The organism is Sphingomonas faeni, assembly GCF_024273235.1.
GTDB lineage: Bacteria > Pseudomonadota > Alphaproteobacteria > Sphingomonadales > Sphingomonadaceae > Sphingomonas > Sphingomonas faeni_A.
In genome coordinates, this window is sequence record NZ_JANBVH010000011.1 from 46,577 (window position 1) to 57,984 (window position 11,408).

The window sequence follows — 11,408 nt, forward strand, 5'->3', positions numbered from 1 at the left end:
CCAGCCATCAAAGGACTGCCCTTGCTGCATTTTCTCGTCGCCGAAAGCGAAACGGCGGACCAGCGCGACGCGCGTCGCGCGCATGTCGGCAAGAGTTCGGGTGAGAGCTATGCCGCCACGCTCCGGCAATTGCGCCCCGATGCCGCAATCACGATCGTCGCCCCCGCCGACGACGCCCACGAACCCCTGGATGCCGAGGCGATACGGGCGTTCGATGCGGTGTTCGTCACCGGATCGCCACTCCACGTCTACGACGACACGCCCGAAGTCGCGCGACAGATCGCGTTCATGCGGACCGTCTTCGCATCCGGCACGCCGTCGTTCGGCTCGTGCGCGGGGCTGCAACTGGCGGTCGTGGCGGCGGGCGGTACGGTCCGCAAGATGCCCGAGCGGATGGAGGCCGGCGTCGCGCGGCGGATCACGCCGACCGAAGCAGGGCGCGACCATCCGCTGCTGGCGGGGCGTGCGGCAAGCTGGGATGCGCCCGCGATCCACGGCGACGAGGTCGAGACGCTACCCGAGAATGCCACCCTGCTGGCCGGCAACCGCGTGACCGCGATCCAGGCCGCGGAGATCCGCCACGCCGGCGGGATCTTCTGGGGCGTGCAATATCATCCCGAGCTGGCCCCGGGCGAAATCGCCATCGCATTGCGTCGCCAGTCGGCGGACCTTATCGACGCGGGGCTTGCGCAAACCGACGACGATGTCGAGGCGATAGCCGCAAAGCTCGACGCGCTTCACGACGAGCCCGATCGCCGATCGGTGCTGTGGGCGCTCGGCGTCGACCGCGAGTTTGCGCAGGAGGGCAGCCGACGGATCGAACTGACCAACTTCCTCGATCATCTCGCCGAACTGCGGCGCGATGGATGACGGCCGCTAAAGACCGTAGGCGCTAAAGACCGTAGGCGATGGCCGCGGTGCCGCCGAAGATTCGGTCGCGCGCCTCGGGACAGGCGCGCGTGACGAAGTCGTCGATCAGGTCGTGAACGGTGCGATAGTCGGCGGCGAGATGACAGACCGGCCAGTCGGAGCCGTAGATCAGCCGGTCGGGCCCGAAACACGCGAGCAGGTGATCGAGATACGGCGCGACGTGATCCGCGGTCCAGCGCGCATGATCCGCCTCGGTCACCAGCCCCGACAATTTGCACACCAATGCGGGCGCACGGGCCATGTCGGCGATCGCGTCGGCCCAGGGTTGCCAGCCGCCGTCCGCGATCGCGGGCTTGGCGCCGTGATCGAGGATCAACTGCCCGTCGCGGACCTGGTCCACACCGACCAGATCGACGAACCGGCGGACATGCCCCGCCTCCCGCGGCTTGACGAGGATGTCGTAGCTGAACCCGCGTGCCAGCGCTGCGCGGACGCCGTGCACGAATGCGGGGGTCAGCAGGAAATCGTCCGCCGGTTCGTCCTGCACCATGTGCCTAAAGCCGACCAGCGCGGTACGCCGACGCAATTGATCGAGCCGGTCTGCGACATCGCCCGCGGCGAGATCGGTCCAGCCAACCACACCCAGGATACGCGGCGTATCCGCGGCGAGCCGGAGCAACGCGTCGGTCTCAGCTTCCGTCTGTTCCGCCTGCACAGCGATGCACCCGTCGAACCCGGCCTGATCGAGCAGCGGCATGAGGTCGGCCGGCGCATGATCGCGCGCGAGTACGCTGCCGGGTTCGATCCACGGATGCGCGGCCGGCGAATAGCGCCAGAAATGCTGGTGCGCGTCGATCCGCATCACCGGCGGCCGCGCGCGAACGAGAGCAAGGATTGCAATGGCGTCATACACGCGTCGTGTATTGCGACGGCGCCCGCGTCGCAATCGCGGGACGGCTCAGGCCGCGGTCACGGTCGGCATGAAGATATAGCCATTGCCGCGCACCGTCCGGATGATCTCGACGGTATCATAGGCGTGCAGCTTGCGACGCAGGCGGCTGATGTTCACGTCGATCGTCCGCCCACGTGCCATGCTGTCGGTGCGGCCCGACTGCGCGATCATGTCGTCGCGCGAATGCACGGTCTGCGGCTGCGACACGAACACGTTGAGCAACTGGAACTCGCCATCGGTCAGGCGGACCATCGTGCCGTCGGGCGCGTAGAGCGTGCGCATCCGGCAATCGAGCGTCCAGCCGGCGAACGCGAAGGTCATCGCCCGCGCCGCCGGTACCGCGCCGTCGCCCTGTTGCTCCGCATTCGATGCGCCATTCATGTGCGCGAGCCCGGCGCCGCGCCGGCGCAGGACCGAACGGATCCGGGCGAGGATCTCGCGCGGGCTGGAGGGTTTGGTGACGTAATCGTCCGCGCCCAGTTCGAGCGCGACGACCCGGTCGACCTCGCTCGCCAGTGCCGAGAACATGATGACCGCCGGTGCCTGGCCATTACGGGTCAGCGTCCGCAGCACGGACAGGCCGTCCTCGCCGGGCATCATCATGTCGAGCACGATCAGGTCGCACGGCGATCGGCCGAGGCGGGTGCGTAGTGCCGCGCCGCTATCGACCGCTTCGGCGCGCAGGCCGTGATCGACGAGGAACTCGGTGAGCAGTTCGCGCAGGCCGGGATCGTCGTCGACGATGACGATGCGCGCACTGCCGGCATCGGTGCCGTCGATGGCTGGGTGGTCGTCGAGTTGCGAGGCGGGGCCATGCGAAGCCGGGCCATGCGAAGCCGGGCCATGCGGGGCGGGGCCATGTGAACCCAGCGAGACGGAAACGGGGAGGCCGTAATGGTTTGCGATCATGTACGCGGTCATGGATCGCGCATTTGTCCGCGATATGTCCGGTTGTTACAAAGCGCGTATCAGCAAGGCCTGCACGCAATATTGCGAAGTCGGAAAAGCCCTGCCCTGCCCCTGCCGCCACGGTGACATGGAGGCGGGGGCAGCGCAGGGTAAGGAGCGCACGTCCCGTCGGGCAGTGCCTGCAATCCTCCGCCTGGCGGAGAGGATTGCAGGCGCTTCGCCGCTAGAACTTGACGTTCGTGCTGACGAAGAACGCGCGGCCGTACGGGTCGTAGGTCGACGGATAGGTGTTCGCCTGTTCCTGGTTGTCGCCCAGGATGGGAGGCTTCTTGTTGAAGATGTTGTTCATCCCGACCGACCAGGTGAAGCCGGGCTTCACCTCGAACGACGTGGTCAGGTCGAAATAGTGATACGCCTTGATCTTCTCGACGGCGTAGATCGTGCCGTCATCGTCGTCCTTTACCGGCGACAGGTAACGATACAGCAACGACACCGTCACTGGTCCGGTCGAGTAGGTCGTCCGGCCCGACAGGCGCCATTTGGCATACGGGTTGCCGCATGTCGTACCAAACTTGCCCGCACAGTTGATCGTCAGGTCAGGGATCGCCGCCAGCGGATTGTAGTCGAACGCGATCAACCGTGTCCCGCTGACCCGGAAGTCGAGCTTGCTGGTCGTGCTCCCGAAGGCACCGAAATCGAGCGGAAGCCCGTACCGCGCCTCGAAATCGACGCCACGGGTCGATACGCCGCCGGTATTGGCCAGCGTGTTGACGGCATCGGTGATCGCGTAGCTGTTGGAGTCACGCGGCAACGACGAGCAGTAGCTGGAATTGTACGGCGTGTAGTTGTTGCTGGCATCGCCATAGCAGGCACGGATCAGGTTGGTCGTGCCGACCGTGGAGATGTAGTTCGCGATCTTGATCTTGTAATAATCGGCGGTGAACGAGAAACCGGGCAGGAAGCGCGGCTGCAGGACGATGCCTGCGGTATACGTATCCGAGGTCTCCTCGCGCAGCGCCGGGTTGCCGCCATTGACGGTTTGGATCTGCGTGCTGCCACCATCATAGGCGGTGCCGATCAACGAGGCAGGGACGCCGGTCGAGAGGCAGCTTGCGTTCAGGTTGGTGTTCGTCAGTGCAACCGCGGTCGTGCAGGGATCCGTCGCTGCCGGGAAATCCTGAGACGAGCCGCTGTAGAGATCGTTCACGGTCGGTGCGCGCACGGCCCGCGAATATTGCCCCCGGAGCGAGATGTCGTCGATCAGCGACCAGACGACACCACCCGAATAGGTGTTCACCGACTTTGCCGCGGTCGAGTAATAGGAATAGCGATACGCGCCATTCACTTCGAGCTTCTTGATCAGCGGGATATCGGCCAGCAACGGGACGGCGACTTCGGTATAGGCTTCCTTGACGTCGTAACCGCCGCTCAGCCCTTCGCCGCCGTTAAAGCCGACGACATCGCCGGACGACAGCGCGAAGTCCGGACTGTAGCTGCCATATTCGCGGCGATACTCGGTGCCGAAAACAATGCCGACCGGGCCTGCGCCGAGATCGAACAGGTTGCGGTTAGAGATCGATGCGCTGGCGACCTGCTCGCTGATCGTGCTGCTGTTCTGCGTCGGGATCGAGATGAAATTCGCAGCCGCTGCGCTGATGTTGCCTGCACCGTAGATGTTCAGTGGAACGCAGCCATTGCTGGTATCCGAGCACACCAGATTACCACTGGAATCGTACGTGGTCTTGAGCGCCTGCAGCACGCGGCTGCGCGAGACGTTGCCCGATTGGGTTTCGGTCGAACGCGTCCGCGAATAGCTGTAATACGCATCGTAGTTCCAGCCGCTGCCGATATCGCCATTGGCGCCGAGCACGGCGCGGTAGGCCGTGTTGTCGTTGCTCGACACACGCGCCCCGACCTCGGTCAGGCGGCGATAGATGGTCGAGGTGACATAACCGTCGCCGTCCGTGTCGAGACCGCGCAACAGGGTCTGCGAGCTGGGCGACAGGAATGACGAATCGACGTCGATCTGGACGGACCCGGTGAACGGCGTCGGCGCGAGCTGGTTCTTGACGCGGTTGTTGATCAGCTGACCTTCGGCATAGACGTTGAACGCCTTGCTGACCTCGTAATGCGTCTGCGCGCTCATCAGGAACCGTTCCTGGGGCACCTGAAGATAGTTCGACGGCGCATAATTATAGGCGTCGGTCGCCGAATTATACGGCGTGTAGCTGCCGTCGGTCTCGAACTTGCGGTTGACGCCGCTCAACGCGAACCGCGTGCCTTCGATCGAACCCGAGCCACCCGCGATCAGGCCACCCTCGCCATCGTCGACCTGCGCCTGCTTCGAATAGTCGCGCGCCGACTGGAGGATGCCGTTGCGCTTGGTGTAGTCGAAATAGATCGTCGCGTTGCCGCGGCCGTCCTCGAAATTGCCACCGAGCAGCAGGTTCCCGTTGAAGTTGCCGCCATCGCCAGCCTCGTTGATGCGGTAGTTCGCGTTCGCCTGGACGCCGCTGAAATCCTTCTTCATCACGAAGTTGACGACGCCGCCGATCGCATCCGACCCGTACACGGCCGAACGGCCGCCGGTGACGATGTCGACGCGCTCGATCAGCGCCGACGGAATGGTGTTGAGATCAACGACCTGATTCGAGTCATAGGCGACATAGCGACGGTTGTTGACGAGAACGAGCGTGCGCGTCGAGCCAAGGCCGCGGAGATCCGCGGTGGCGACGCCGCCGCCGGGGTTGTTCGAGGCACCGGTGGAGCTCGGGATCAGCTGCGGCATATCCTTGAGGATATTCTCGACATTGATCTGGCCGGACAGCGCGATCTCCTTGGCGCTGACCACCGAGATCGGCGACGACGCCCTCAGGCTTTCGCCGCCGAGGCGGGAGCCCGTCACGACGATCGTATCCTCATTCTCGGGCGTGACGGCAGGAGTCGTGGCCGGATCGGTCGCCGTATCGGCGGATGAAGCCGGCGATGCCTGGTCGGCGGACTGCGCCCAGACCGGGGTAGCGATCCCAAGCAGTAGCGTGGACGCCAGAAGGCGCTTGCGAAAATCCAGACGCATGTCGATACTCCCTGAACCGCAATCCCATGTATTGCGGCATTTTTGTGCGATTACGGATTGGTTCCGCCGCCGATATCTGAAGCGCGTCTGAATGTTCGACAATCGCTAAAGTGTCTTCGAACCGTCATCGTCGTGAGGTGTTGTATGGTCGGCACGGTTTATGACGGCCTATTGCCGACCTTTACCTTCCGTAACTTTTGCGTGTCATGGGATTCACATTGCGAACATGCACGAAACACATAACCGGGGGTGCGCGTCGCCTGCCGGCTGCCGCGATCGGCGGTATTGAACGAACCGCGCGTCGGGGCTAGCGGCACGGCATCATGTCGATCGCCACCAACACCCCCAAGTCCTTGAACTGGCTACAGCCTTTGCCCGGGCTGCGGGTCGTCAAACGTGGCGACGTGCCGATCACGCGCGTCCAGATCTATGGCCAGCGGTGTAGTGGAACCAACCTCGTCACGCGCGCGATCGAGGCGAACATGCCCGGCGTCGCGATCACCGAGGCGTTCGGGTTCAAGCATTGGTTCGTGCCCCCGCAGACGCTGTTCGTGAAGGATACGCTGGTGCTGGTGGTGGCGCGCGATGCGTATGACTGGGCGCGCAGCCTGCACCGCCAGCCGTGGCACGCGCATCCAGAGCTGAAGGCCAAGCCGTTCGACGCGTTCATCCGCAGCGACTGGCACAGTTATTGGGACGATCATTTCGGGCATATCGAGCCCGGCCACCCGATGCACGGCGACGAGATGCTGCACGAGCGCAATCCCGAGACCGGCGAACGCTTTGCCAATTGCATCGCCAAGCGGACCGCCAAGCTGCGCCACTGGTCGTCGCTGACGAACCGCGCGCACAACGTCGCGTTGCTCGGCTATGACGCGTTCGCGCGCGATCCGGCGGCGTTCGTGACGGCGCTGGCGGCGGCGATGGGACTGGAGCGGCACGAGCCGTTCGTGCCGATCACCAGCTACAAGGGGCAAGGCCATGCGCCCTATGTGCCGACCGCGTATCCCGATCTGGCGGCGGAGGATGCGGCGCATATCGCGGCGTGGCTCGATCCCGAGGTCGAGGCGGCGTTCGGGTTGAGCGCCGACTATGCTGATCGGCATCAATCGCCTTTGCGCGCGTATCCGGTACAGCGATCGGCATGAGCCAGCCGATCACGTTCTTCATCCATCACCAGGGTCGCGGGCATGCCAACCGCGCGATGGCGATCATCCGCGAACTGCCGCCCGAGCGCGCGGTGACGATCCTGACCGCCAAGCCGTCGCTGTTCGACGGGTTCGAGCGGCCGATCACGATCGCGGCGCTGCCCGACATGATCGGCGCGCCGGTGCCGACCCCGGGGCTGTTCGCGCAGGCGACGCCCGAGGTGATGCACTGCGTTCCGCTCGGGGTGTCGAAGACGCGGGCGACGATGCGGACGATCGTGGATCATCTCGACGACGTCGATCCGGCGCTGTTCGTGGTCGACGTGTCGGCGGAGATCGCGCTGCTCGCGCGGATCGCCAGCGTCCCGGCGATCAGCATCCGGATGCACGGCGACCGGCTCGATCCGGGGCATCTCGGCGCGTATCAGGCGAGCGTCGGCCTGCTCGCGCCGTTCGGCGAAGCGCTCGAGCAGGGCGACACGCCGGACTGGGTACGCGCCAAGACATGCTACGCGGGCGGCCTCTGCACGACGGTCGATCCGGTGCCGACCAAGGCCGAGGCGCGCGCCAAACTCGGCCTAGATCCGGATCAGGAAATTGTCGTCGTACTCACCGGTGGTGGCGGGGCGGGCACCCCGTATGCGCCGCTGACGATGGCGGCGCGGGCGGTGCCGGACGCGCTGTGGCTGGTGCTGGGGCCGGTCCACCGCGAGGGGCATGAGACCGACTTCGGCAATCTGGTCGAGCTTGGCTGGGTGCCGGGCGTGACCGACCACATCGCCGCGGCGGACGTGGTGATCGCGTCGGCGGGCGACAACACGGTGCACGAGATCGCGCGCGTCGGGCGGCCTTATGTGTGCGCGCCCGAGTGGCGGTATTTCGGCGAGCAGACACGCAAGGCGGAGCGGCTGGCGGAGCTTGGGGCGGCGGTTGCGCTGCCGGCGTGGCCCGGGGCGTTGGCGCCGTGGCGGGGGATTTTGGACGCTGCGAAGGCGCTCGATCCCGGGGCGCTGGCCGGGTTGTATGACGACGACGCGGCGAAGGTCGCGGCGGCGTATCTGGAAGAGCTGGCGGTATCGCTCTGGGCGGCAGGATAAGCACGTTCCCGGGGGTAGACGATCCCCCCGCCAGGGGGAGGTGGCGCCGAAGGTGACGGAGGGGAAGGACATGGAACAAATGTGTCGCCTACCGCCCCCTCCGTCTGGCTACGCCAGTCACCTCCCCCTGGCGGGGGAGGATCGAGAGGTGCTGGCTTCCGTGTCTGCCCCCCGCCCCCATCTTCTTCCACCCGTCGTCCCAGCGAAAGCTGGGATCTCGTCATGGGACTCCCGTCGGCTGCGACGCGGAAGACCCCAGCTTTCGCTGGGGTGACGTATTGGGAGCCGGCGCACTCAAGAGGCGGTCGAAGCCACGCACACCTCGCATCAACTGAACAGCGTCTCCGGCGGCATCCTCGACGCAGCGACCTCCGCCGCGGTAGGCCCCCGCAACACGGTAATCGTATCCGCATCCCACGCGATCAGCCCGCGCTCGGCAAACTGCCCCAGCCAATAGTCCATGCACCACCGCCCCCAGGTCGCACGGAACAACCGCGCGTTGCGGACGATCGCGTCGAAATGCTGGAAGGCGGGCGTGTGGACGACGTGATGCTGGTGATACGCGCGCGCGCCACCGATCCACCACATCGGCACGCCGGCACACTCCAGCCGCGCGGCGAAGTCGGTTTCCTCGCCGCCATAGCCGACATAGCGCTCGTCCATGCCCCCTGCCCGCGCCCAGTCCGAAGCAGACAACGCGAACGACAGGCCCCAGAGTTCGCCGTGGCTGGGCGTAGGACGAATTTCGTCGGTCGCGATCGGTGGCTTGGCAGGGTGGCGCACGCCGATCCGGTCGAGCGCATCGACGTCGATCGCGCCATCGATCGCCCCCGCCGGGAGATAGAGCACCTCGCCGAGCCGAATGCCGCCCGGCCAACCTGCCGTCTCGGCATAGCGCTCGACCAAGGTCGGCGACGGCACGCAATCGACGTCGAGGAAAATCAACTGCTCGCCGACCGCCGTCGCCGCGGCACGGTTGCGGGCAGCGGCCAATGGCATCTCGTCGCCCTCGACGAACACATTGCGCATCGGGAAATCGGTCGCCGGCAGATCGGCATGCGGCGCGTCCTGCATATACGCGACCACCAGTTCGTCGGGCTTGCGCGTCGATGCGTTCAGCCCGGCGATCAGGTTGACCAGATGCGTGCGGCGGCCGCGGACCAGCGTCAGGGCGCTGACGCTCACGACGCCTGCTTGATCCGTTCGCCGTGTCCGGCTGCGGCGCGGAAATACGCCACGCCTTCGATGACCCCGCGCGCGTGGTGGCCGACCGCGACATAGCCGTGCGCAAGGTCCGCGCGCGTGCCTAGGCCGTCGGAATAATTCGCGACGATGATCGCGTGCCGTGACGAGCGCAGCATCTCGATATCGTTGCCGCTGTCGCCTGCGACGATCACCTGGCGCGGTTCGAGGCCGAGGCGGCGGCGGACATGCTCGACCGCGGTGCCTTTAGACGCGGCGTGCGGCAGGACGTCGAGATAGCGGCCATGGCTCTGGATGATCGAACAGCTATGGCCGTGCTCCGCCAGCAGCGCGCGGACGCGCTCGGCCGCCGCCATGTCGCCGTCGGCAAAATAGCTGAGCTTGAACCGGCGCTGTTCGAGCGGGCTTTGCGGGGTCAGCCCTGCATATTGCCCGATCAGCGCAGCAACCGCCTCGCGATCCCAGCCTGCGGCGATGATCCCGTCCCATTCGGTGTCGCGATCGTACACCGCGCCGCGCACCGTCCGGTAATAGATTTCCGACCCGACCGACGTGATCAGGATTTCGGGGCGTGGCGCATCATGCTGGCCGAGCACCGCCATCGCGCTGTGGAAACTGCGCCCGGTGGCGATCGCGAACGCGACGTCAGTCTGCGCCTCGTGCCATGCAGCGAAGTCGCCGACGCCCTGCGCGCAACCGATCAGCGTTCCATCGATGTCGGACACGAGCAGCAAAGCCGTTTCGCGCTCGGCGACCGGTGGTGCGGAGGCGCCGATGACCTCTTCGAGCAGCCCCACATAAAGCTGCACATGGCGGTCCCAATCATAGGCCCGGATCGCGACCGACCCGGCTGCCGAATAGCGCGACCAGAGCGAGGGATCGTCGAGGATCTTGAGGATCGCATCGGTGATCGCGGAGGCCGAGCGCGGGTCGACGAGGATGCCGTTGCCGCAGGTCTCGACGATATCGTTCGGACCGCCACTGTCGGTCGCGACCACCGGCAACCCGCTCGCCGCGGCTTCGAGCAAGGTGAGCCCGAACGGTTCGTTGAGCGCCGGGTTGACGAAGATACCACGTCGAGTGCGAGCGTAGGCATAAACAGCGGCGATATCGTCGGGACGATGCTGCTTGGGATAGGCGACCTTGCCGTACAAATCGTAGCGGTCGATCAGTTGGAGCAGCTCAGCGATGTTGTCGCGAATCTCGGGCTCCAGCGTCGCACTGTCGTCGCGCGTACCCGCCAGGATCACGAGGTTCGCCGCGGCCTGCAACGCGGGCGAGCGGCCATAGGCGTGAACGAGCGCGGCAAGGTTCTTTTTGGTCACCGGGCGCGCGATGGCGAGGATCACCGGCTTTGAAGGATCGTCGAGGAACCGGTCGATCAACGCATCGACACGCAGGTCGGCACGGCAGTTCGCGAACTGCTTGAGGTCGCTGCCGGGCGCGAACACGCGGATCCGACCGGGATCATAGGCAGCATAATCAGCATACTGGACCTCCGCCTCGTCGCGCGAAGAGGCGATGATCGCGGCGGCGCCGGCAATCGCCTCCTCCTCGATCGCGATGCGGCGATCCAGCCCGGCAGTCTCCGCACAATCGCGGTCGAACGCGGCCAGCTTCACGCGGCCCAGCGAGTGCGCGGTGAAGACATAGGGAATGCCGGTACGCGACGAGACTCGCGCAGCGATCAGCCCAGCATCGGCATAATGCGCGTGGATGACGTCGGGTGTGCGGTTGAGCGTGGCGATATGCGCGACGAGGGCCTCGACCAGGCTGTCATGCTCGGTCCACAGGTCTTCCTTGACCAGATAGGCGTCGGACGCGGTCGGCAGGCGGACGATCCGCGTGGTGCCGTCGATCGTCTCGACCGGCTCGGCATAGCATTCGGCATAGACGGCGTGGCGGAAGGCGCGGGTGACGATTTCCATCCGATCGATCGCCGGATTTCGACCGCTGGCGGCGACCAGATCGAGCAGATAGCGGATATGGCCACCGGTATCGGCGGTGATTCCGTATTCAACGTCGGTTGCGCGTAAACATCCCTGCAACGCGATATGAAGTACGAACACCCTTGCCCCGTTCATCTGTGATTCACCCAAAGGAACCCCCCGCGGGGTTGCCGAGTTCCGGGCAGATGACCCTCGAAACCCTTG

The 11,408-nt window shown here is 65.6% G+C and carries 8 protein-coding genes; 3 read left to right on the forward strand and 5 right to left on the reverse strand.

Features of this window, described 5'->3' with window-relative positions; translation table 11 throughout:
- Positions 1-21: 21 nt before the first annotated feature.
- Positions 22-870 (forward strand): type 1 glutamine amidotransferase, encoded by an 849-nt coding sequence (locus tag NLI89_RS07975; RefSeq protein WP_254686546.1) that lies wholly within the window; start codon positions 22-24, stop codon positions 868-870.
- Positions 871-892: 22 nt separating this feature from the next.
- On the opposite strand, the gene NLI89_RS07980 is transcribed toward NLI89_RS07975, so the two are convergent.
- The 3 genes from NLI89_RS07980 to NLI89_RS07990 form a co-directional block, all read right to left on the reverse strand.
- Positions 893-1,732 carry an amidohydrolase family protein gene (locus NLI89_RS07980; RefSeq protein ID WP_254686612.1) on the reverse strand — a complete coding sequence of 280 codons (840 nt, stop codon included), beginning with the start codon at positions 1,730-1,732 and terminating at the stop codon, positions 893-895.
- A gap of 96 nt (positions 1,733-1,828) precedes the next feature.
- Entirely contained in the window at positions 1,829-2,743 is a 915-nt protein-coding gene (locus NLI89_RS07985; RefSeq protein ID WP_254686547.1) for a response regulator, read from the reverse strand.
- Positions 2,744-2,954: 211 nt separating this feature from the next.
- A complete protein-coding gene (locus NLI89_RS07990) occupies positions 2,955-5,807 on the reverse strand; it encodes a TonB-dependent receptor (protein WP_254686548.1) in 2,853 nt (950 codons plus the stop codon).
- Positions 5,808-6,130: 323 nt separating this feature from the next.
- On the opposite strand from NLI89_RS07990, the gene NLI89_RS07995 reads away from it, so the two are divergent.
- Together NLI89_RS07995 and NLI89_RS08000 are read left to right on the forward strand one after the other, a co-directional pair.
- The gene (locus tag NLI89_RS07995) at positions 6,131-6,955 is read left to right on the forward strand and encodes a hypothetical protein (protein WP_254686549.1); all 825 of its coding nucleotides are present in this window, start codon (positions 6,131-6,133) and stop codon (positions 6,953-6,955) included.
- Positions 6,952-8,052 (forward strand): glycosyltransferase, encoded by a 1,101-nt coding sequence (locus NLI89_RS08000; RefSeq protein ID WP_254686550.1) that lies wholly within the window; start codon positions 6,952-6,954, stop codon positions 8,050-8,052. The genes NLI89_RS07995 and NLI89_RS08000 overlap by 4 nt, the downstream gene beginning before the upstream one ends.
- A gap of 327 nt (positions 8,053-8,379) precedes the next feature.
- On the opposite strand, the gene NLI89_RS08005 is transcribed toward NLI89_RS08000, so the two are convergent.
- Positions 8,380-9,237 (reverse strand): glycosyltransferase family 2 protein, encoded by an 858-nt coding sequence (locus NLI89_RS08005; protein ID WP_254686551.1) that lies wholly within the window; start codon positions 9,235-9,237, stop codon positions 8,380-8,382.
- Positions 9,234-11,339, reverse strand: a complete 2,106-nt coding sequence (locus NLI89_RS08010) for an HAD-IIB family hydrolase (protein ID WP_254686552.1) — start codon at positions 11,337-11,339, stop codon at positions 9,234-9,236. Before NLI89_RS08010 ends, NLI89_RS08005 begins: the two co-directional genes overlap by 4 nt.
- Positions 11,340-11,408 lie beyond the last annotated feature (69 nt).